The sequence below is a fragment of the Gimesia fumaroli genome, assembly GCF_007754425.1.
Taxonomy (GTDB): domain Bacteria; phylum Planctomycetota; class Planctomycetia; order Planctomycetales; family Planctomycetaceae; genus Gimesia; species Gimesia fumaroli.
The window spans coordinates 5,249,570-5,271,010 of record NZ_CP037452.1; the positions used below are offsets into that span (position 1 = coordinate 5,249,570).

Annotated in this window: 19 protein-coding genes; 13 read left to right on the plus strand and 6 right to left on the minus strand. The window is 48.5% G+C overall.

The window, feature by feature from the left end:
* Window positions 1-7: 7 nt before the first annotated feature.
* From Enr17x_RS19890 to Enr17x_RS19950, 13 genes are all read left to right on the plus strand, one after another.
* A complete protein-coding gene (locus Enr17x_RS19890; RefSeq protein WP_145311465.1) occupies window positions 8-1,066 on the plus strand; it encodes a tetratricopeptide repeat protein in 1,059 nt (352 codons plus the stop codon).
* Between the two features lie 34 nt (window positions 1,067-1,100).
* Window positions 1,101-1,964: a MotA/TolQ/ExbB proton channel family protein gene (locus Enr17x_RS19895; RefSeq protein WP_145311466.1), complete on the plus strand. Its 864-nt coding sequence runs from the start codon at window positions 1,101-1,103 to the stop codon at window positions 1,962-1,964.
* Complete coding sequence (locus tag Enr17x_RS19900; protein WP_145311467.1) at window positions 1,961-2,377, plus strand: ExbD/TolR family protein; 417 nt, start codon at window positions 1,961-1,963, stop codon at window positions 2,375-2,377. Before Enr17x_RS19895 ends, Enr17x_RS19900 begins: the two co-directional genes overlap by 4 nt.
* Window positions 2,378-2,388: 11 nt before the next feature.
* The gene (locus tag Enr17x_RS19905; protein WP_145311468.1) at window positions 2,389-2,871 is read left to right on the plus strand and encodes an ExbD/TolR family protein; all 483 of its coding nucleotides are present in this window, start codon (window positions 2,389-2,391) and stop codon (window positions 2,869-2,871) included.
* Between the two features lie 11 nt (window positions 2,872-2,882).
* Window positions 2,883-3,656: a TatD family hydrolase gene (locus tag Enr17x_RS19910; RefSeq protein WP_145311469.1), complete on the plus strand. Its 774-nt coding sequence runs from the start codon at window positions 2,883-2,885 to the stop codon at window positions 3,654-3,656.
* Between the two features lie 397 nt (window positions 3,657-4,053).
* The gene (locus Enr17x_RS19915; protein WP_232100788.1) at window positions 4,054-4,449 is read left to right on the plus strand and encodes a hypothetical protein; all 396 of its coding nucleotides are present in this window, start codon (window positions 4,054-4,056) and stop codon (window positions 4,447-4,449) included.
* A gap of 66 nt (window positions 4,450-4,515) precedes the next feature.
* Window positions 4,516-6,357 (plus strand): glutamate mutase L, encoded by a 1,842-nt coding sequence (locus Enr17x_RS19920; RefSeq protein ID WP_145311471.1) that lies wholly within the window; start codon window positions 4,516-4,518, stop codon window positions 6,355-6,357.
* A 21-nt stretch (window positions 6,358-6,378) separates the two neighbouring features.
* Window positions 6,379-7,515 (plus strand): hypothetical protein, encoded by a 1,137-nt coding sequence (locus Enr17x_RS19925; protein WP_145311472.1) that lies wholly within the window; start codon window positions 6,379-6,381, stop codon window positions 7,513-7,515.
* A gap of 6 nt (window positions 7,516-7,521) precedes the next feature.
* Window positions 7,522-8,778, plus strand: a complete 1,257-nt coding sequence (locus Enr17x_RS19930) for a DUF6754 domain-containing protein (protein WP_145311473.1) — start codon at window positions 7,522-7,524, stop codon at window positions 8,776-8,778.
* Complete coding sequence (locus Enr17x_RS19935) at window positions 8,778-9,506, plus strand: hypothetical protein (RefSeq protein ID WP_145311474.1); 729 nt, start codon at window positions 8,778-8,780, stop codon at window positions 9,504-9,506. Before Enr17x_RS19930 ends, Enr17x_RS19935 begins: the two co-directional genes overlap by 1 nt.
* Window positions 9,507-9,509: 3 nt before the next feature.
* On the plus strand, window positions 9,510-10,370 hold the full coding sequence (locus tag Enr17x_RS19940; protein ID WP_145311475.1) for a hypothetical protein: 861 nt from the start codon (window positions 9,510-9,512) through the stop codon (window positions 10,368-10,370).
* Window positions 10,370-11,266, plus strand: coding sequence for a hypothetical protein (locus Enr17x_RS19945; RefSeq protein WP_145311476.1), 897 nt, complete (start codon window positions 10,370-10,372; stop codon window positions 11,264-11,266). Before Enr17x_RS19940 ends, Enr17x_RS19945 begins: the two co-directional genes overlap by 1 nt.
* Window positions 11,267-11,528: 262 nt before the next feature.
* Window positions 11,529-12,887: an MFS transporter gene (locus Enr17x_RS19950; protein WP_198000690.1), complete on the plus strand. Its 1,359-nt coding sequence runs from the start codon at window positions 11,529-11,531 to the stop codon at window positions 12,885-12,887.
* A 13-nt stretch (window positions 12,888-12,900) separates the two neighbouring features.
* On the opposite strand, the gene Enr17x_RS19955 is transcribed toward Enr17x_RS19950, so the two are convergent.
* From Enr17x_RS19955 to Enr17x_RS19980, 6 genes are all read right to left on the minus strand, one after another.
* Complete coding sequence (locus Enr17x_RS19955; RefSeq protein WP_145311478.1) at window positions 12,901-15,159, minus strand: VIT and vWA domain-containing protein; 2,259 nt, start codon at window positions 15,157-15,159, stop codon at window positions 12,901-12,903.
* A 68-nt stretch (window positions 15,160-15,227) separates the two neighbouring features.
* Window positions 15,228-16,376 (minus strand): VWA domain-containing protein, encoded by a 1,149-nt coding sequence (locus tag Enr17x_RS19960; protein ID WP_145311479.1) that lies wholly within the window; start codon window positions 16,374-16,376, stop codon window positions 15,228-15,230.
* A 151-nt stretch (window positions 16,377-16,527) separates the two neighbouring features.
* Window positions 16,528-17,406 (minus strand): ion transporter, encoded by an 879-nt coding sequence (locus Enr17x_RS19965; protein ID WP_145311480.1) that lies wholly within the window; start codon window positions 17,404-17,406, stop codon window positions 16,528-16,530.
* 475 nt (window positions 17,407-17,881) lie between these two features.
* On the minus strand, window positions 17,882-19,414 hold the full coding sequence (locus Enr17x_RS19970) for a hypothetical protein (RefSeq protein WP_232100789.1): 1,533 nt from the start codon (window positions 19,412-19,414) through the stop codon (window positions 17,882-17,884).
* Window positions 19,415-19,501: 87 nt separating this feature from the next.
* Window positions 19,502-19,951, minus strand: coding sequence for a GNAT family N-acetyltransferase (locus Enr17x_RS19975; protein WP_145311481.1), 450 nt, complete (start codon window positions 19,949-19,951; stop codon window positions 19,502-19,504).
* A gap of 137 nt (window positions 19,952-20,088) precedes the next feature.
* Window positions 20,089-21,417, minus strand: a complete 1,329-nt coding sequence (locus Enr17x_RS19980) for a Gfo/Idh/MocA family protein (RefSeq protein WP_145311482.1) — start codon at window positions 21,415-21,417, stop codon at window positions 20,089-20,091.
* Window positions 21,418-21,441 lie beyond the last annotated feature (24 nt).

Consider the following 21,441-nt stretch of genomic DNA (forward strand, 5'->3'; position numbering starts at 1 on the left):
GAAAATTATGAGAACTTTTGCTCTCGCCATCTCGATCACTGTTTTTCTATTACCCAAAACAGTCCCCACCTGTGCCCAGGATAAGATCGAAGTTCGCCCTGATCATCACGTCGGCCAGGCAACGCTCCCCTGCACGATTCTGGATTTCACGCAATCAAACATTAAAGTCAAGCTGCTTCCCAGCGGTTTTGTGCGCACATATCCCAGCTCACAAATCGTCAAAGTCCATACTCCACAAACGGAGCAACATCAACAGGGGCTGGAACAACTACAAAATGGGGAATATGAAAAGGCAATCGACTCGTTTACTGAATCGCTAAATATTGAAAATCGGTCTTGGGTACGGCGTGAAATCCTGGCCTTGATGGTCAAAGCTGCGTTAGGTCAGGGCGATGACCTGAAGGCAGCGTTGCGGTTTCAGATCATGGTGGAAAGTGAGCCGGACTCGCGTTCTTTCGACCTGATTCCTCTGGACTGGTCCATCAAAGAAACACTTTCTCCGGCCCGTAGTGCCGCGCGGGGGTGGCTGACAGACAAGAGCGAACTCAAACAATTAATGGGGGCAAGTATTCTACTGACTGCTCCAGATTATCAGGCGCAGGCTGAAGCCGCGATGAGATCACTGGCAACCAGTACGAACATCAACATCCAGCAATTAGCACGAACTCAACTCTGGCGTCTCCGTTTAAGAGAAGGCGATGTCAGTCATAGAGAACTGCAGCGCTGGGAACGAAATCTTTATCAGGTTCCGGAGCACTTGCGTGCCGGTCCTTATTTTCTATTGGGCACCGGTTATGCCATGCTGGAACGTCACGGTCAGGCTGCTGCTTCGTTTCTCTGGATTCCCTTAGCCTATGATTCCAATCAACAGTTATCTGCTCAGGCAAATCTGAAAGCGGCGGACTCGTTACTGGCTCTAGGTCAAACAGCCAATGCCCTGCGTCTATACCAGGAAACCGTTGCCCGCTTTCCAAAATCCGCTTCAAAACAAATCGCACAACAGATGGTGAATCAACTCCTAAAACCCAATACATCCAACAACAGTCCCACGACTGTCCCCAATTGATTTGAATCATACAAGTCTGGAAAAGAAGAATTTGATGGATCGAAGTAAGCCTTTTTTAAAATTTGCCTGTTTGAGCCTTGTCTGTTTCTGCATCAGTCTGGCAACCCCTACCCTCTGTTCAGCCGCCGATGCCCCTGCGGACGCTGAAAGTGCAGGTGCCGCAAAAATTGATCTCCGCCAACTGGTTGATGATGCTGGCGCAATTGGAATTATTATTGCCGTGCTGAGTGTGGCAATGGTTGCGCTGATTGTCGAACACATCATCAGCATCCGCAGCAATGCTCTCATGCCACCCGGGCTGGCTGAAGAAGTACACGGATTAATTACCCAACAACAGTACCGCAGTGCCGACTCGGTCTGTAAGTCCAATCCCAGCTTTTTAGCTTATGTGCTCTCAGCTGGTTTAGCGGAAGTACAGATGGGTTATGGTGCGGTTGAGAAAGCGATGGAAGATGCTGCCATGCAGCAGTCAGCGCGTTTGAATCGCAAGATTGAATATCTCTCAGTAATTGGAACCCTGTCTCCCATGCTAGGTCTACTGGGAACCGTCTGGGGGATGATTCTGGCATTCTCTGAATTCACCGCCAAAGCAAATCCGGATGTCGCAGAACTCGCCCCCGGTATTTCTAAAGCATTGATCACGACGCTGTTCGGCTTAAGTGTAACCGTACCGGCTCTTGCCAGCTTTGCCTTCTTTCGAAACCGGATTGACGAACTCGTTGCACAGTCATCTTTACTAGCAGAACATGTGTTTGCTGACTTCAAACGCAGTGTGGCTTTTCCTGGTAAACAGCCCGGAAAACCTCCTCGCAAACGACCGGAAGATGAACCGGCACAACGAATCGCGTCCCAGCAGGCAGCGCGTCCGACACATCCCCCCGGAGGACAGGAAACGTGAAAATCCCAACCCGTGTCCGTCAGCAGGGAATCCGCTTTAACATTACCCCTTTAATTGACATTGTGTTTCTGCTAATCGTTTTCTTTCTGGCAGCCACTCATCTGACTCAGAATGAAAAACTGGAAGCCGTTGAGCTTCCGCTAGCATCACAGCATGAAAGCGAACCGGAAGAAACACCGCGGCGGATGATCATCACGATCACCTTAGATAAAAAACTGCACCTGCGCGGCAAAGAAATCTCGGCTGAAGAACTGGACGCGCAACTTCTGTCTATTGATGACACGAAGCGAAAAGAAACGGAAATTCGCATTCGCGGGGATCAACGGATTCCGTATCAGATCGTCGAACGCGTGCTCATCAGCTGTGCCCGTGCGGGGATTTCCAATGTTCAATTTGCCGTCCTGAACGAGTAAGCCTGTCTGTTATGAAAATCCCTTCGCACCATAATACACGACACGACATTCAGGATCAGGCGACCATGACGCCGATGATCGACGTGGTGTTTCTATTGTTAATCTTCTTTATCAGTGCCTCGGCGAATCAGATTCGGGAGTTTTTGCTCCCTACAGAACTGGCAACCGGCAGTATTGAATCAACGGAAACTATTCCACAGGAGCAGCCTTTAGGGGAAGTCTGGCTAAAATTGAAACGGCAAGATAACCAGACCATTGTAGAATTGAATGAGCGCGAGTATGCTCAGTTTGAACAATTAAAACAGACTTTGACCGAACTGGCAGAACTGGCTCCGGAGATTCCTGTGATTCTGGATATCAATGAGGATGTCCCGCTGGGTGAAATGATTCGCACCTACGATACCTGCCTGGCTGCCGGATTCAATTCCATTAATTTTGCCACCGACGTAAGCAAGATCACTCCCCAAAAGAAATCAATCACGTCCCAAAACTGAACTCACTTACGATGAAATTATTTGATACTCACGCCCACCTTGATGAAGAAGCCTTTCATCCTGACCGTCCTGAAACCGTGCAACGTGCGATTGATGAAGGAGTCGAAACCATCCTAACCATCGGCACTACAGCCGATAGCAGCCAGCGCGCCGTTGACCTCGCGGCGACCTTTCCCAATGTTTACGCAGTCGTTGGGATTCAACCTAACTATATCGCACAAATGAAACCCGGCGACTGGGAACGAATTGAAGCACTTTCGACTACTGACAAAGTCGTAGGAATTGGTGAAACGGGCCTGGATTGCTACTGGGATTATGCGCCTATCGAATTACAACGTGAATACTTCAGCAAGCATATCCATCTCTCGCAAAAACTGGACCTGCCTTTTGTCATTCACTGTCGTGAAGCAGAAGCTGATGTGGTCGAGTTATTAAAGCAGGAGGCAAAGAACGCTCCCCTCAAAGGGCTTATGCACTCGTTTTGCGGAAGCCCGGAAACCGCCGCTGCCTGTCTGGAACTGGGGCTGCATATCTCTTTTGCCGGCATGTTAACCTTCAAGAAAAATGATGAACTGCGCGAAACGGCCCGTCAGATTCCGTTGGATCGACTACTAGTGGAAACAGATGCCCCATATCTGGCACCTGTTCCCATGCGAGGCAAGAGAAATGAACCGGCGTTTGTAAAGCACACTTGTGCCTGCCTGGCAGAACTCCACAACAAAACGGCCGAAGAGATGGCAGAAATCACAACGGCGAACGCGAAATCGCTCTTCAAAATCAACTAGATCGCATCACATTTTACCATAGCGTGCCTCAATCTTATATACTCGGTCCAAACAGCCTTGGAGACGCAACAGTAAAACTGGACACAGGCTAGATGTCAGCCTCGTCATTTTTTTTGAGTCTGACCTCAAGAAACGTCAGCCCCCCTGATTTCGCCTGGATTTACTCCGAGCTGATTCTTTCGTAATCTGCATTTATTCCGAGAGGATACTTTCATTTTTATCTAATCCTGCTATTGTTACATTTAGTTGAGTCATAGACATAACTTGCGTCAATTGAACCCACAGCAGGTATTACTAAAGCGCGTCTCATTTAACCATAGTATCTCTCATGTTAATTGACTTGATCCGCATGGCTGTGGAGACGCTGTAATAAACCTGGACACAGGCTAGGATGGTAATGATCAAACAGTGGCTTGCGCACGCCTTCGCGGTAGAACGCCCGGAAGATTTTGTTCCGACAGCAGAGCAACAACAGATTGCTGACCGCATCTGCCGGGAAGTGATTCGGCGGGATATGGTCACGCTGGCGATCCTCTCATTGGAAACCTGCCGCCCCTTAAATTATATCGGCTCACAGGCGATTCATTTTTTTGCTCCCTTCCTGTCATTCCTGGTCGATCCCAAAGCACAAAAAACCTTCGCAGAATTTCTTGAAAAGCGAGGCTCCATTGAATGGTTGTGTCAGCGTCTGGAGACTTTGAGTTCCCCACAGATTGACTCTGAAATATCCTCCCTGAATATGGATCAATCTCTGGTCCACTCTGAAATCATTGTCAAACAGGATGATTCCTGACGTAGATCAATCAACCCGAATCGTGCCCGACCCGCTTTCATATTTACACGGATGGTTAATCAGAATATGAACTCGACAGCAGAGAAAAAATTAGACCCTGATCAAATCAATGTCATCCTGGCCACGGACTGTGGAAGCACCACCACCAAAGCCATTTTGATTGAGAAAAAAAATGGCGAGTATCGGCAGACATTTCGAGGTGAAGCTCCCACTACTGTAGAAGAGCCAGCTGCAGACGTAACCGTCGGTGTTGTGAATGCCGTAACCGAAGTGGGAGAATTAGCGGGTCGTAAACTGATCGATGAAAATGGGGAAATCATTCGCCCTGCACAGGGTGATACCGGCTGTGATATTTATATTTCGACTTCCAGTGCCGGTGGAGGGTTGCAAATGATGGTCGCGGGAGTCGTACGCGAAATGTCTGCCGCCAGTGCCAAACGAGCTGCCTTGGGTGCCGGAGCAATTGTCATGGATACGATTTGCTCCAATGACAAACGTCTGCCTCACGAACAGATTCAACGCATTCGTGAATTGCGTCCCGATATGATTCTGCTGGCCGGTGGCACAGATGGGGGAACTCAAAAACATGTCGTCGAATTAGCAGAACTGATTGCTCCCGCCAAGCCGCAACCCCGCTTTGGTGGCACCTATAAAATGCCCATCATTTACGCCGGCAATCAGGAAGCGAAAGAACTGGTTGAAGAAGCCTTTGATGAAGATGTCAAACTGACCACCGTAGCGAATGTCCGTCCGGTACTGGAGCAGGAAAATTTGGCCCCTGCTCGTGATGCGATCCACGATCTGTTTCTGGAACATGTGATGGCACATGCCCCGGGTTATAACAAACTGATTTCCTGGGCCGATGCCCCAATCATGCCGACCCCCGGTGCCGTGGGAAATATTCTGCAAACGATCGCGGAGCGTCAAGGCATCAACGCTCTGGGAGTAGATATTGGTGGTGCGACGACAGATGTCTTCAGTGTATTCGACGGGACCTTTAACCGTACCGTGAGTGCCAATCTGGGAATGAGCTATTCCATCTCAAACGTCTGTGCTTCTGCAACGCTTCCCATGATTTTACGCTGGGTGCATCTGGAGATGGATCCACGAGAATTGCAGAACCGCATCAAAAACAAAATGATCCGCCCGACCACCATTCCCCAGACAAAGGAAGGTCTGGTATTCGAACAGGCGGTCGCTCGAGAGGCGTTGCGACTGGCCTATATTCAACACAAGGAATTCGCAACAACACTCAAAGGAGTCCAGCAGCAACGAACGGTTGGAGACACATTCAGTCAAAACACCAGCGGTCAATCGATTGTGGATAACATGAAACTGAATCTACTGGTTGGTTCAGGTGGTGTCCTTTCACACGCTCCAAACATGAATCAAACTGCAGCCATGATGGTCGATGCCTTTGAGCCAGAAGGAATGACGGTACTCGCCAAAGACAGTATATTCATGATGCCTCACCTGGGTGTACTGGCTCAGGTCCATTCCCGTGCAGCTTTACAGGTATTTGAGCGGGACTGCTTGATCTATCTGGGAACCTGCATCGCCCCGCGCGGCTTTTATCGATCGGGAAGAACCTGTTTTCAGTATCAAATTTCCGGAAACTCACTGAATGAAACCGGTGAGATGGTCTGCGGTGAGATGAAACTTTTTCCTCTGGGTTACGATGAGTCGGCAACAGTCATAGTAGAACCAAGACGCGGTTATGACTTTGGAGCCGGTTCAGGAAAACGAATGGAATTCGAAGCGCGGGGCGGCACAGTCGGTTTGATTCTTGATGCTCGAGGCAGACCGCTCATGGTCCCTGCTGACGAACAAAATCACTTGGCAGAATTGACGAGCTGGGTCGAGGAAATGAAGCTCTACCCCGACACTCATTTGATGGCACAACGATAACCCCTCAGAGAATTGGCTATTATGGCAAAAGCATATTCACCAGGATTACAAATCCGTCAGCGAGTGCTACATTCCAGCCGGCGCATTCTCCCCATTCCGGGTGATGTGCTGGTCAAGGTCGGCGATCAAGCCACCTCTCAGCAGATCGTCGCTCAAACCTTCATGCCAGGTGATGTCACACCCGTTAATGTCGCCAATCAAATTTCGGTGGCTCCCTCTGAAGTCCCCGGCTGCATGCTGTTTTCGGTGGGAGACGAAATTCATGTAGGCGACGTACTGGCCCGCAGTAAAGGAATTTTTGGTTTCTTCAAAGCAGAAACGAAAGCCAAAACGGCTGGAACGATTGAATCCATCTCTCATGTGACAGGCCAGGTTATTCTGCGCGGAGCGCCCCTGCCGATTCAGGTCCGCGCTTATCAGGCAGGCACGATTAAAGAAGTCATTCCCGAACAAGGAGTCGTCATCGAGTCGGAAGTGACATTCTTGCAGGGCATTCTGGGGATTGGCGGAGAAGCTTATGGAACCATTCAGTTTGCCTGCCAGGATAAAGATGAACCATTGATCGCCTCTCTACTTGATGAATCGATGCAGGGAAAAATCATCATCGGCGGTGCCCGTATGACGGGAGAAGCCGTCATACGAGGGATTGAAATTGGCGTAGCGGCCATCATCTCCGGCGGAATGGATGACGAGGATCTGAAAGAAATTCTGGGCTATGACCTGGGAGTCGCCGTCACGGGATCAGAACATATTGGGACGACTCTGATCATCACCGAAGGCTTTGGTGATATCGCGATGGCAGAGCGAACCTTCAATCTTCTCAAAGAACGGGAAGGATCCGAAGCCGCCGTCAATGGGACTACACAAATTCGTGCGGGTGTGATGCGACCTGAAATTGTGATCCCACTGGATGAAAAAATGAAGGCCGCCCCCCAAACCGAGGCAAAACAGGAAGTTTCGCTGGGCATTTTAGATACTGGTGTACCGGTTCGAATTATTCGTGAACCTTATTTCGGACTGCTCGGAGAAGTGGGAGAGATGCCGACGGAATTACAGACTCTGGAATCTGGTTCTGAGTCACGGGTGCTTGAGGTGATTTTGCATACAGGAAATAAAGTGATTGTTCCCCGCGCTAATGTGGAACTCATCGAAGGATAAATTGTGATGCATTTCAGAAAAGATGTTATTCTCAGACTCATGCTTCCGTTCCTGCTCTTAACAGCAGGTCTGGCGGGAGCGAACGCCGCAGAGCCACCGGCTCCGCCGACGGATTTCAGAGCGGAAGATGTTCCCGGCGACGCAGGAACAGGCATCGATCTCTTCTGGACCCTATCGCCAGATGACGAGGAAAACACAAAACCACGCAAGGTTTTACGTTATATCATCTCCCGCAAAGAGGCTAACAGCAACGAGTCCCTGTACGAGAACATTGGCGAACCGACTTACCGAGTGAATACATTCCGTGATTCCAACTGTGAGACCGACGTGCCTTATCTGTATCGTATTGAAGCAGTTGGGCAGGAAAGTCAGAAATCAAAACCGGTTGTCATCAGCGAACCGGTGATTGCCTCGCTGCAGTGGTTTAACCTGCAGCGCAGCTGGTTCGCAGTTTTTGTGTTTCTGATCTGTGGTTCGGTGATCATATTCATCGAAATGGCGCGCAAAGGAAAAAAACTCAAGGTACGCAAAATCGCCGGCCTGGAAGCAATCACAGATGCCGTTGGACGTGCGACCGAAATGGGGCGATCCTGTCTGTTCGTACCTGGCATTCAGGATATCAATGACATTCAGACCGTTGCGGGAATCACGGTACTGGCCCAGGTTGCAGAAACAACGGCCGACTATCGTGCCCATCTTGAAGTGCCGACATCTCGATCTCTAGTCATGACAACAGCCCGGGATACGGTTGAAGCCGCCTACCTCGCCGCAGGTCGCCCTGACGAATACAACGAAGACGACATTTATTATATCACTGACGAACAATTCGGGTACGTCGCCAGTGTGACGGGGAAAATGGTCCGCGACAAACCGGCCGCCTGTTTCTACATGGGTGCATTTTATGCAGAGTCTTTGATTCTGGCAGAAACCGGTAACTCAGTCGGCGCGATTCAGGTTGCAGGGACCGCAATGCCCACACAGCTCCCTTTCTTTGTAGCGGCCTGCGATTTCACCCTGATTGGAGAAGAGTTTTTTGCTGCATCCGCTTACCTTTCAAGAGAACCACAACAGTTAGGCAGCCTGAAAGGACAGGACTTCGGTAAATTAATCGGAGGACTGTTGCTGATTGCCGGCTGCCTGATCATGACGCTCTCTGCTATTGAATCGCGGGGTGTCGCACCAGACGAAGAACGCAAGACCTTTCTGCAGTCTGCTCAGGCCTATATTAAAGAGAATATCCTCGGTAAAGGAGGTTTTAAATAATGAAACGAACCATCCCCCTGTTTATATCCGCAGTCACGGGATTTGTACTGATTTGTACGGCATTCATCCCCAAGTTTGTGGACTGGGGCAATGATGCGATGGCCTGGTTTAATATTCTGGCGGCGTTTGCTTTTATCCTGGGTGGCGGTAACTTGCTGAAAATGCAATTGCAGAAAATCTCCGCGCAGCAGCCGGGCTGGGGATATTCAGCCGTTACTCTGATCGCGTTTTTCATCACATTGATTGTCGGACTACTGAAAGTCGGCGTGCATCCGAATATCAATTTTCCCGAATATGCCTGGTCCGGAGACTACCTCGCAGAGGGGAGTACCTTCTGGTGGTTATTCGAATACATTTTTTACCCGCTTTCAGCCACGATGTTTGCTTTGCTGGCGTTCTATATTTCCTCAGCTGCATTTCGTGCGTTCCGAGCGAAAAATACCGAAGCCACTATTCTTCTCTTGATCGCCGTGATCGTGTTACTGGGACGGACTTATGCAGGGGTCTGGTTAACCAGTTGGCTCCCGAATGAACCTATTCTTGGTAATAGCGGCATCACTTATAGCGATTTTCATTTATCCCATTTATCGGAAATCATCATGGACGACTTCACCACTCCCGGTATGCGAGCGATCACGATCGGAATTGCACTGGGGGTCGCCTCAACTTCATTGAAAGTTCTATTAGGCGTCGATCGTTCTTACCTTGGATCAGATCAGGAGGCGTGAACGATGCTGGAAATACTACAAAACCTTGATCGTCGCTGGATCTTTTTAATGATGTTTATTGCCGTCTCAGTGCCGCTGATCATGGGCACCACGTTTCCGGAAGAACCATCCGATCAGGTCATGGCTGTTTTTCATGCCGTGGATGATCTCCCCGACGGATCGAATGTGGTAGTCGCCTTAGACTATGACCCGGCCAGCGAGGGTGAGCTACAGCCAATGGCGTCGGCATTCACCCGGCATTGTGCCTTGAAAAAACATAATCTCTATTTCATGACTCTCTGGCCCCAGGGAATCCCGATGATTCAGCGTTCGATTGATCTACTGGAAAGTGAATTCCCTGATACTTACAAAGGAAAATATGGCTCCAAGTATGTGAATCTGGGATTTCGGGCCGGCAATGAAGGGGTCATCAAACTGGTAGTAGAAGATTTAAAAAAATCCTATTCTTCCGACATCAATGGAACGGATCTAGAGAACATCCCACTCACCAAAAATCTCAAGAACATTCAACAGGTTGACCTGTTAGCGAATGTCAGTGCCGGCTACCCCGGTTCGAAAGAATGGGTTTTGTATGGTTCGGCCCCGTTTGATATTCCGACAGTCGTCGGTTGCACCGGGGTGCAGGCACCGATCATGCTGCCTTATATCCCTCAGCAACTCGATGGAATGCTGGCCGCCATCAAAGGCGCTGCAGAATACGAACAGGCAATCATCAATGGTTATCCTGAGTTGAAAGACAACCCGAACGCCAAAGAAGGACTCAAACGCATGGGGCCACAACTGGTAGCACACGTGCTGCTGATTAGTCTGATTGTGTTGGGTAACGTGATTTATTTCTGGGAACGAAAGCAGGGAATGGCTTAATGAAACAGTCAACACTCATCTGGACACTGCTGATGGTATTTGGTGGATTAGGTCTGCTGTCCATTCAAATATTCAGATCTCAAGGAGCGATTTACGTACGAGAAGTTCCCGTCGAAGCCCAAGCATCACAGCCGGAATCTCCAGAGCAGGTTTATCGATGGTCGAAATACCAGCAGGTTCCCGCGACAGAAAAAGGCGAACCGGGCGTCAGCTTTAGCCTGTCAAGAACCATAGGTTTGTGGGTTGCCGCCTTTTGCACGCTGGCTATCTTTTCCTTTCTCTATGGTGACAATCCGCTCTACAAGTTTACGGAATCAGTCTTTGTTGGAGTCTCTGCGGGCTATGCAATGGTCGTCGCGTTCTGGACTGAAATAGTAACAAATCTGTTCGCCAAACTCTTGCCTGGTCTGGCTCGGATCAGTTTTTTCCCTGATATGGAAGAAGGGGCTCAAGTCAGTTGGCTTTATCTAGTCCCTCTTGTCTTGAGTGTGCTGCTTCTGTGGCGTCTGGCGCCTAAGGGGAACTGGATTGCACGTTGGCCGTTGGCATTTTTTATTGGCGCTACAGCAGGAATTCGTCTCATCAGCTATCTTGAAGCAGATTTTGTCGGGCAAATCCAAAACACGATTATGCCGTTCATCGTCTTTGATTCAAAAGGCTCGTTCCTGTGGATCGAATCTTTGCGGAATTCAATTGTGATTGTCGGCGTACTGTCGTGTATGGTCTATTTCTTTTTCTCGATCGAACATGAGGGTATCGTCAAATATATTTCGCGACTGGGCGTCTGGTTTCTGATGGTTACCTTCGGTGCCAGCTTTGCTTATACGGTGATGGGACGAATTGCCCTACTTAGTGGCCGGCTCAATTTTCTGTTTAACGACTGGCTGGGAATCTAGATTGTTTCCGTCTTGAGACCAGTAACCTCAACTCTGTTAAGTCTATTCACCTCAATATGATAAAACAGAAATTTCAATCAAAAACCAGATAGAAATAGCACACAGTTTACTTCGATAAAATCTGTGTGAAGAACTGATTTTTGTTTAAAGCAACCACTCAATACCCTACGCGTTCGTTTCTGCTTCTGCTATATTCGAATTCTGCCCACCGGTCGCGCGCCCTGCCGACTGCTTAATGATCCCAGGGAAGAAAATAAGAGAAATGAATTCGCAGCCTGCCTGTGCTGACGCGGAACCAAAAAAAGATCACGAGGAAATCTCCACCACCCACAAATACTTTCCCGGCTGGACGATGCTGGGAATTGCTGCCATGGCGCAATTTCTGTCGGCTCCCGGCCAGTCATTTTCAGTGGCCGTGTTCAAAGACCCGATGCGGGCTGGCCTGGGACTAACGGAAACGCAATACTCCTTAGCTTATGGCTTTGCCACCATTGTCAGTGCCTGCCTGTTGCCTTTTGTCGGTCGGTTGCTGGATCGCTGGGGCGCCCGAATTATTCTCCCGGTTACAGCCACAGGACTGGCTTTGGCCTGTTTTTTCATGTCCCGCATCCACACGCTCCCAGAGCTCTATATCGGCTTCAGCCTGGTGCGCAGTCTGGGACAGGGCGCCCTCACATTAATCTCAGTCTGGATGGTAGGAGAGTGGTTTGAAAAGAAACGAGGACGTGCGACAGCCCTGGCTGGTTTTGGTAGTGCCTTTTCGGTCATGACCGTACCGTTACTCAATAGTTGGTTGATCAATCACTATGGTTGGAAAACCGGCTGGATCTTTCATGCCGTCACCGTTGCTGTCTGTTTGATTGTGCCTGGAATATTGATTGTCAGAAACCGCCCGGAAGACCTGGGGCTGCATCCCGATGGGATTGATCCTGCACTCGAACCTGAACCAGAACCTGAAACTCCTGGCAAAAAACCGAGGCGACCGCTGATTACCGCCACAATTGAATCCTGGACAGTGCGAGAAGTACTACGTGATCCTACATTCTGGAAACTGCTATCCGTGATCACAACACATGCCCTGGTAGGCACCGGTCTGGTCTTTCACCAGATTTCATTACTCGGCAGCCATGGCGTTCCCGAACACTGGGCTATCCGAATGATGTCGTTCCAGGCGATTTGTGCAACGGTCTTGATGTTTCCAGCAGGCTGGGTCACGGACCGACTTCCCAGCCGCTATATCCTCTGCTTCTCTATGCTCTGTTTATCCGTTGCGAATCTGATCGTCCTGACGATGCCCGCCGTCTGGATGGTAGTCGGTTATTCATTTTTACTGGGGATGACCGGAAGTATTTTTCGCAGCACGGCGACAGTCGTCTGGATCAATTATTACGGACGCATGAATCAGGGTGCGGTCCGCGGCGTTGCCTGGTCGATGATGATCCTGGCATCCGCACTCGGCCCTTTGCCGGTCGCGATGTCGATCGATTATTTTGGTTCGTACAACCCGGTCTTGTGTTTATTCACAGCCATGCCTCTCGTAGCGGCATTTGCTGTCTGGTCAGCGCATCCCCCTCGATTGTTTAAAGAACAAGAAGAGACTGAATCAGAACCAGCCGTCTAATTTAAACGGCATCCTACGATCGAGACTTTTCCGCAACCTGATACCAGCGCTGATCAATTTGCAGTATCACATTCCCCAGTGAGAAATATTTGGCCAGCCGCTGATCTTGCTTGAGCAATTCGAAATATTCTGTAGATCCCACTTCAATTGTTTTAAGATCTTGATGCAAATGTGGATCATACAGACTTTCATTCCAGAACATTTCCTTCGATTTATAGAAGGTTCGATTTCCGATATAACGAATGGCCTGTAGTGCAGAACCTTTCTTGTTGAATTTCTTCATTTCACGTTCGGCCTGTTCGTAATAGCGAGCCGCATTTCCACTTTTCCCCGCTGCATGTCGGTCCCGGCTGGAGCTTTGCGCATCGATGACTTTTTCCTGTTGACCACTTCCACCTGTTGAACGTTTGAAAGGTTGATATTCCAGTTCTTCCTGAATTTTCTGTCCCAGTTTCCGTCGATACACTCCCAGTAGAGGCATTGGAGACTGCTCTGTGATGGTATCATCGGCCATCAGAAAACTTGTATAAGGAGTTACGATCCCATGCTGCTTTGCTAGCAAAGTGATCTCATCAACCAGTTCCTGATCTGGCTTTGCCTGTCCGCTATTGCGAATTTGCGCAATCAGATAATCAACCTTCTGTCCCGCCCAGAGTCGCGGCACAAAACTGTTTTTATCATCAGCCGATTTCCTGGGAAATTCCAGTTGATAGGATTGAGTGACTTTCGCACCATTGATGGTTCCAGTAACACGAACCGTTTTTGATCCTGAACCGGTATAACGTCCATAAATCAGTAATTGTTCGCCTTTGAAGATATCTTTTACATGACGTGGATAGACATCGGTAACTCCCGCGTCTACAAAATCGATCGACACATCCGTCATGACCGGGCTGCCGACCCGGTCAAAGAACTGGCTGATTTTCTTCGTCAAATCTTCGTCTGGCAAAATATAGTCTGCTTCTCCACGGTGATCGAGAGCCAGAAAGTCAAGTAGCTTTGTATTCACATCGTATCCCTCACCAAATACGAACAGCCTGACATGTTGCGAGTTCTTCTCTGAAATGGTTTTCAACAGCTTACTGGCATCGCGTTCTCCCACAGTGGGCAAACCATCCGTTGAGAAGACAATCATTTTCAGCCGCTGATTCCTAAGTGAAACATCCTTTTCGAGGTGCTTTAACGAAAGTAACAACGCTTCTTCAATCGCAGTGGCACCGCGGGCGGTCATCGCATCGGCATAAGCCAGCGCTTTCTGCTTTGATTCTTCGTTGAACTCGATCAGCCCATGCTGGTGGAAATGCCGCGCCGTGGTACTGAAATCGATGATATTAAACCGATCCCCCGGACGCAGGTGGTTGATGCAATACTTTAAAGCATCGCGGGACTGCTCCATCTTTTGCTGTTGCAACATAGAACCAGAGGTATCGACGCAGAACACCACATCTTTTGGCAGGATATTCTCATCGGTCAACTTCCCAACGCCCTGCCCTTGAGTGGGTGAGAGCATCATCATGAAATAACCGGGTTCGCCTGGCTCGCGATGTGCAATCAGACTGGCGCCGACTTCATCGGGGGTTGTCTGATAATAAAGTACAAACGGATGTTTTGGCAGATAATTTTTCTGTTTCCATTCGACGGAAATATCCCAGTCTTTCTTCTCAACTAGTTTCACTTCATGTGTAGGACTATATATATTTTTGATGGGTTCGGTACTGCGAATATTCACAGTAACAGATGCTTCTTTAAGCGGCTGCATTAACGCTTTGGGATTCGTATTGAGCATCTGCAGGCGAATCAGATCGCCCCGCTTCTTCAACACCGTAGTATAAGTCAGTTTGACCATCACGGTTTTCCCTGCTTCGACCCTCGGAATTTTTGTCTGGATGAGCTGGTTGCCATAATATTCCAGTAATGCAGGAGAGCCGCCTTTCTTCACAATCTCCTGAAACACCTGATTTGCTTTTTCAACATCCAGGATTTCCGCCTGCATTTCCTTTCCGTCAACAAGCACAGACATGTTGTTAACTTGCGTCCCCGGTTCCAGTTCCATGTAACAGGTACCACCGACGATGGCCCTGCCGTTGGGATTGCGGAAGCCACAACGATAGGTCTTCACGGCGACCTGATCCTGAATATCGACATTGATATGATCCAGCCAGACCTGAACCGGTTGAGGAGCCCGCATAAAACAGGCATGCGTCACAGTGCTGACAGTGGAAAGCAGGATGGCAGTACCAATAATGCCGAAACCGCGTAGATAAGATCGCATGTCATTGTCCCTTGATTGAAACGGCTTCCGGTGGAATGAAAGATTCAGAATTCGACTTCTGAACTACATTATTCTGACTCAAACTGGAAATTCTTTTTCTTTGCCTGGGAACGAATCACTCGAATCACGGCGGCATCGAATGTATTATCCTGTGCCTGATTTTTCTGTTTTTTCATTTCGGCTGCGATAAACTGTTTTCGTTTTTTAGTCAGCTCCTGAATCAGTAACTGAATTTGCTTTCGCTCTTTTTGCTTCTCACTGATATAAGCTTCTCGTTCTTCAGGTGACAGTTTTTTCAGTTCGGCTGGGAGTTCTGCTTCGTTCAGATCCTGAAGTTTGACCTTCTTACCAGCTAGTGCTTCGATCAAATCGCCTTTGGCACGATACCGGCCTGAGCCTTTAAAAGCCGCACGTTCTGCACCAGATGCAGGAGCTGCTTCCTGAGATAAAGAATCTGCTGCTGACTGACTGGTGGTGGATTTTTTCTGTTCTTCCTGAGAGCCATAAAAGAGATAGGTCTTGTTGATTCCCCGGCTTAATTCATTCAGTTTCTTATCATAAGGTGTGGCAGGTGTCACAATTTCTAATCCCTGATTGATACTCAGATAAGAACCGTCTGCCAGTAATGCTCCTTCTTTCCACCCCGTCTGGATCCCCGTTTGTTCGGGGCCGCAGAAAATGGTGTTGACGGTGATCCCTTTCTGGACGGCATTCGGACAGGCCACTTTATAGTCCACTTTCCCCTGACTGAAGCCTTCATTCCCGGCGATAAAGATCATTTTCAAACAGTCATGGTTTTCACTCCATAGCAGGCCATTCGTAGCTGCCTGGATGACCTGACCACAATATTCTTCACCGCCATTGGTTTTTAATGCGAACAGTTCCTCCGAAATCTGGTCCAGATTTTCCGTCAACGGCACAATTTGCCGCAAGTAGCCTTCACTGGCAGGCAGACTGCTCTTCCCATATTCATACAAAGCGACTTTCATCACGGGAATCTTCCCGTTTTGTTTCGCGGTGGCCAGTTCGTTGACAATCTTCCAGAGTTGTGTGCGTGCCTGATTGATCAATCCACTCATACTGCCACTCGTATCAAGCAGTATCGCCAATTCGACTGAAGGTTGTGCTGGCTGTGGCTTTTCTTTCGCCTGACTTTTTTGGGTCGACAGACAAAAAGTAAATAGAATTAACGCTGCAATTCGAAACAGTTTGCGCATGGAAACTTCTCCTGGATAAGCACAGGATTACTGAGAAATGAAGTGCCTCACACCGAGCACCGCTCATTGGACGGCGTGCGCAAAAAAGAAGTTCCCAAAATCTGCTCGATTTCAGGAACTTCTTCCAGGATAAAGATCGAATGGCAGCCATTCAGTTCAGGCGCGATCCACAATATTTACAGAAAATCGCATTGGAATCGTGCCCTTCTTTCATGCATTCCGGACATACCTGAGTCGTAATTCGAGATGAGTCCGATTTCGATCCCGAATGTGCGAGCTCGGCTGTCACAATTCCTGTAGGAACAATAATCAGACTGTATCCAAAAAACATAATCATGGCCGCCAGACATTTCCCTAAAGGGGTGATCGGTGTGATGTCACCATAACCGACGGTTGTCATCGTGACGATCGCCCAGTACATGCTTTCGGGAATCGAATCAAAACCATTTAATTTAGCCTCTCTTTGGGCATTATCCTCCACTAAATGTAACGCAGCCCCTTCAATAACGACGGCAATCAGGACCGTTGTCAAAAACACAATAATTTTTGAACGACTGGTCCAGATGGCATGGCGTAATTCCGACGCACCGGTCAGCATATGCCCCAACTTGAAGATTCGGAACACACGCAGCAGCCGCAACGCTCGAATGACCCCCAGTCGCTGCATATCCACTGTATCGACCGATGCCAGAAAAATCAGATAGGTGGGAAGAATCGACAACAAATCCACGAGACCATAGAAGCTGAAGATATACCGAAGCGGTCGACGGGCACAGATGATCCGCGCGACATATTCGATGGTAAAAAGAATCGTGAAGAACCATTCGGCAATACTAAATTGGCGATCATACTTCGCATCTAACGATTTGACGCTCTCGAGCATGATCACCAGAATGCTCACTAAAATGGCAATCAGCAGCACAACATCAAACAGTTTTCCGGCAGGGGTATCTGCTTCAAAGATTATCTCATACATCTGCTCGCGCCAGGTTTGAGGTTTCTTTTCTTGAGCAGGTTTTGGATCTGACATTCAAATACTTTCCAAGAGTAAGCCGCGGATAAGGATTCTTTGTATTGCAAAGGGATTATGTCTGATAAACCTTGATGAGGTCAACATGTCTCACCGAGCAAAACGGTCCTTCATAACATGATTGATATACGCAACTGGAAACATATCAGATCACTACTTTTTCTCAGATTCTGAATCCGTTTATAACCAGAGTTTAATTCAATTCGAGAGAATTCTCCCGCTCCTTGCCTTTGCACATATTTCCCTCCCAGTCTGGAACAGGTCTGAATATGCGTATCGTTTTCTGGTGTTAGATTGCCTGCCTGTTGTGTAGAAGCACTTTTACTGCGGAGCCGGAACCCGCGGACTACTTTGAAAAGTCCGTTCGCCCCGTCCTGATTCAGTATTGTGACGACTGTCATGATCCTGAAGATTCCAAAAGTGATGTCTGACCGCTTTGGTGACAGTACTGGCGAATTGAAGGGGCTGATCTGATTCACTTTTGAAACTGAAATGAATACAGGTCGGCATCTTTTAATTGAATACGCAGACGAACCGGCTTCCCTTGCAGGCTGCTGGCATCTGCTTTCTGATTCCAGGTCACCGTCCGATCGACCGTATCGCCAAACAGGTCCGCACACTCTTTTAGAGTAAATCCTTGAATCGGCTGCCCCTCTGCTGTTTGAATTTCCACTCGTATGCTACCGGCGGCAGACGTCGCGAAGTTAACAGATAATTTCGTCCCCTCAAAAGTAAACGGCTTTGTGACCAGTTCTCCCCCCTTCATCGAAGCGTGTACCGGAGTAAACCCATCCAATCGAATTGAAAAGCGTCTGAGTGATCCTCCTTTTCCGTGCCAGTAATCTTCGGCTGCATAGATTGACAATTCGTCTGGTGCACCGGGAAACGCTGATTTTGTTTCGACAACGTGTTCGGCAATAAACTGATGCCCGTACTGCCAGGTACCAGTTCGTTCGATCCCAGGACGGAGAAAGGCTTCGTTCCAACGTTTAAAATGAATGCCATCGCGGCTGGCCATCAAAAGCCCCTCACTGAGTGCGGTCCCATAACGTTCAACTGAAGAAGCTCGCTGTTGGCGGCGCTTGGGATCGGGAAGTGCCTTCATGGATTCCGACCAGCCTCGTTCCACATAGCGAGCAGGAAAGCCGATGCGAATGTGGGGCGCCCGATAATAGGCTTTCACCTGATTTGTATAAAGCTGTTCGTCGGGAGAATCTTCGTACGTCAGATCGGCGACATTGCTCCATTTCAGAAAATCATCCGAGGTTGCTGTTTGAATCGCTCGGTTTCCTGATGGTTTCCAGGTTTTGGAAGTGGTGACTCCTCCAGAAAAGACGCGATAATAGGTTCGATAGGTCTGCTGATCGGTATCCCAGAACGCCAGATTTTGTGAATCGAAGGCTCCTTTCGTAATCACCGGTTTTTCCTGCATCAACTTCCAGTGTATTCCATCCGCTGACTGAAAAGCGTAGAGGCCTCCTTCACTTTGAGTACCTGCCAGTGCCTTGTACTTTGCTTCCGGTTTGCAGTTCGGATTTTCATCTTTAAAGGGTGCAAAATTATGTGTGCCCAACCCTTCCAGGATAATGTTATTTTTCTTTGATCCCTGAAACTCAACTAAACGCAACTCAGGTCGCGTCCAGTGAATGCCGTCCTCACTTTCCGCGTAGCAATAAAAGGGCTTGTGGCTGCCAGTATTTATCCCATCGTCTGAAACAATAATATGGGAGCCGCGATAATAAAGCCGATACAAATCGCCGTCCTGGAAAATGGTATGATAACCAGAACTACTCCCTTCCCAGGGTTGATCAAATTTAAAAACCACCTCACGCGGGATAGGATGTTGGAGGCGAATCTCGATTTCTCCCGTCAATTTTTCCACTAACGCGTCATCGATAAACAACTCTCGTCGATTACCAATTTCGAGCGGTGATTCGGCAAAACTCAGCGACGAGCAAAGTAATAAAAAAGCAGCCATCAGCAGACATTGAATGAAACGTACGGGCATGGTTCTGACTCCTGGAAAGTAAAAGAGAGGCCTTTACGATACCATACTCAAAATAGAAATGCACCTGCAGCGTATTCAACGACTGTTTCAGCCTGGTAGTTTCAGATGCAATAAGGGAAACGGTTTTCCAAAACCGTCACGTTCAGAGCGATGTACGACTTCAAATCCCAGATGTAGATAGAAGCCAAGCGCCTTTACGTTCTGCTCATTCACATCGACCAGTTCCGCCTCCAGATTCTTGATTGCATAATCCACCAGTTGGCGTCCCAGACCTTTTCCCCGCCAGTCAGGTTCGATAAATAAAGCTTCAATTTTTGGTGCATCTACGCCCAAAAAACCAATGACTGAGTCTGTTTCATCGCGGATACAGACAAGAGGCATTTTTATCAGACACTGATCATATACGAGTGGCTTGAGCAAATGGATGTCTGCTTCTGTCAGAAAGTCATGCGTGGCCCTTACGGAAGATTCCCAGACTTCTAATGCACGGGGATAGTCAGCAGGAGTGACAGCTGTAATCTGATGTTGAGAAGTCATCGTTGTAGTGAGTTTCAGATAAATTGAATGACAGGAAATTCGAATCCATCGAGTGAGTTTACTGAACTCAAGCCAATAAAAAAAACCGATTCGCTCGGGATGAACGAATCGGCCTTGGAAGAGGCATTAAACAAATCTTAGAGAACTTTGCTCACACCTGGAGTTGGAATCGGGTAGAAACCATTTTCATCAGGTACTGTAACGGGAGTCGCTTCCCAAGAGAATTCTTTTGGCATCAGATCAACATTCGATGCCATCGCTTCGTCCCAGGTGACGGGTTTACCACTGTAGGTCGCCAGACGTCCCAGAATTGAAGTCATGGTTGATTTGGCGCCGTATTCCGCTTCGTTATAGGGCGTTCCGTTATAGATGGCAGCAAACAGATCATCGTGTTCTACCTGATATGGGTTGGCTTTCTTGCCACGATACTTCCATTTGTAACCAGCGTCGGTTTCATACTTGGCACCACTAATATCGCAGGAACCTTTGGTTCCTTGAGCGTGTTCGGTCACACTATTCCAGCAGTTGCGAATGTGTCGACACTGGCTGTACATCCGAGTGTCATCTGCATAGACGAATTCAACAGCAAAGTGGTCGAAAATTTCACCATACTTCTTGTCGGTACGAACCTGACGTCCCCCCATGCCGTATGCTTTGACAGGGAAATCGTCTTTCAACCAGTTACAGACATCAATATTGTGAATGTGCTGTTCGTTGATGTGGTCACCACACAACCAGTTATAGTAGTACCAGTTTCGCATCTGGTATTCCATTTCTGATTTGGCATCTTCACGAGCCAGACGTGGTTCCCAGACACCACCACTATTCCAGTAGCAACGCATGGAAGTAATATCGCCAATCGCTCCGTCCTTCAGACGTTTGATGGTTTCAATGTAAGGGGCCTGATGATGACGCTGCAGACCAACGCCGACCGCCAGATTTTTCTCTTTGGCTTTTTTAGCGGCTTCAAGGACTTTCTTGACACCGGTCACATCTGTTGCCACTGGTTTTTCCATGAAGATATGCACGCCTTTATTGACGGCGGCTTCAAAGTGAATCGGACGGAATCCGGGAGGTGTTGCCAGAATCACAACATCGACGCCACTGTCGAGAAGTTTCTGATAGGCATCGAAACCGACAAATTTTTTCTCTTCGGCAACATCGACTCTCTCCGGTCGACCGGAAAACTGCTTTTGCAGGTTACTCAGGCTGCTGTCCATTCGATCTTTGAATGCATCAGCCATTGCTTCCAGTTTCACATTCCCTTTTGTAGATAAGGCCTGTGAAGCAGCACCGGTACCGCGGCCACCACAGCCTACCAGACCAACTTTGATTTGATCGTCACCGCTTGCATGGACATGAGCCGCCGATCCTAAACTGGCAAGAATTCCAGTTCCAACAGCTGTTGCCGTTGTTGTTTTCAAAAAGTCACGTCTGGAGGTTGATTGATTGTTAGATTGAGTCATCAGAGGCCTTTCCCTAATCTGCAG

What these genes read in the sequence shown, in the direction of transcription:
- Enr17x_RS19930 (WP_145311473.1), top strand. Translation starts at nt 7,522, where the DNA reads ATGCATTTCAGAAAAGATGTTATTCTCAGACTCATGCTTCCGTTCCTG.
- Enr17x_RS19950 (WP_198000690.1), top strand. Translation starts at nt 11,529, where the DNA reads ATGAATTCGCAGCCTGCCTGTGCTGACGCGGAACCAAAAAAAGATCAC.
- Enr17x_RS19945 (WP_145311476.1), top strand. Translation starts at nt 10,370, where the DNA reads ATGAAACAGTCAACACTCATCTGGACACTGCTGATGGTATTTGGTGGA.
- Enr17x_RS19980 (WP_145311482.1), bottom strand. Translation starts at nt 21,417, where the DNA reads ATGACTCAATCTAACAATCAATCAACCTCCAGACGTGACTTTTTGAAA.
- Enr17x_RS19920 (WP_145311471.1), top strand. Translation starts at nt 4,516, where the DNA reads ATGAACTCGACAGCAGAGAAAAAATTAGACCCTGATCAAATCAATGTC.
- Enr17x_RS19905 (WP_145311468.1), top strand. Translation starts at nt 2,389, where the DNA reads ATGAAAATCCCTTCGCACCATAATACACGACACGACATTCAGGATCAG.
- Enr17x_RS19965 (WP_145311480.1), bottom strand. Translation starts at nt 17,406, where the DNA reads ATGTCAGATCCAAAACCTGCTCAAGAAAAGAAACCTCAAACCTGGCGC.
- Enr17x_RS19970 (WP_232100789.1), bottom strand. Translation starts at nt 19,414, where the DNA reads ATGCCCGTACGTTTCATTCAATGTCTGCTGATGGCTGCTTTTTTATTA.
- Enr17x_RS19960 (WP_145311479.1), bottom strand. Translation starts at nt 16,376, where the DNA reads ATGCGCAAACTGTTTCGAATTGCAGCGTTAATTCTATTTACTTTTTGT.
- Enr17x_RS19890 (WP_145311465.1), top strand. Translation starts at nt 8, where the DNA reads ATGAGAACTTTTGCTCTCGCCATCTCGATCACTGTTTTTCTATTACCC.
- Enr17x_RS19955 (WP_145311478.1), bottom strand. Translation starts at nt 15,159, where the DNA reads ATGCGATCTTATCTACGCGGTTTCGGCATTATTGGTACTGCCATCCTG.
- Enr17x_RS19940 (WP_145311475.1), top strand. Translation starts at nt 9,510, where the DNA reads ATGCTGGAAATACTACAAAACCTTGATCGTCGCTGGATCTTTTTAATG.
- Enr17x_RS19910 (WP_145311469.1), top strand. Translation starts at nt 2,883, where the DNA reads ATGAAATTATTTGATACTCACGCCCACCTTGATGAAGAAGCCTTTCAT.
- Enr17x_RS19935 (WP_145311474.1), top strand. Translation starts at nt 8,778, where the DNA reads ATGAAACGAACCATCCCCCTGTTTATATCCGCAGTCACGGGATTTGTA.
- Enr17x_RS19925 (WP_145311472.1), top strand. Translation starts at nt 6,379, where the DNA reads ATGGCAAAAGCATATTCACCAGGATTACAAATCCGTCAGCGAGTGCTA.
- Enr17x_RS19915 (WP_232100788.1), top strand. Translation starts at nt 4,054, where the DNA reads ATGATCAAACAGTGGCTTGCGCACGCCTTCGCGGTAGAACGCCCGGAA.
- Enr17x_RS19975 (WP_145311481.1), bottom strand. Translation starts at nt 19,951, where the DNA reads ATGACTTCTCAACATCAGATTACAGCTGTCACTCCTGCTGACTATCCC.
- Enr17x_RS19895 (WP_145311466.1), top strand. Translation starts at nt 1,101, where the DNA reads ATGGATCGAAGTAAGCCTTTTTTAAAATTTGCCTGTTTGAGCCTTGTC.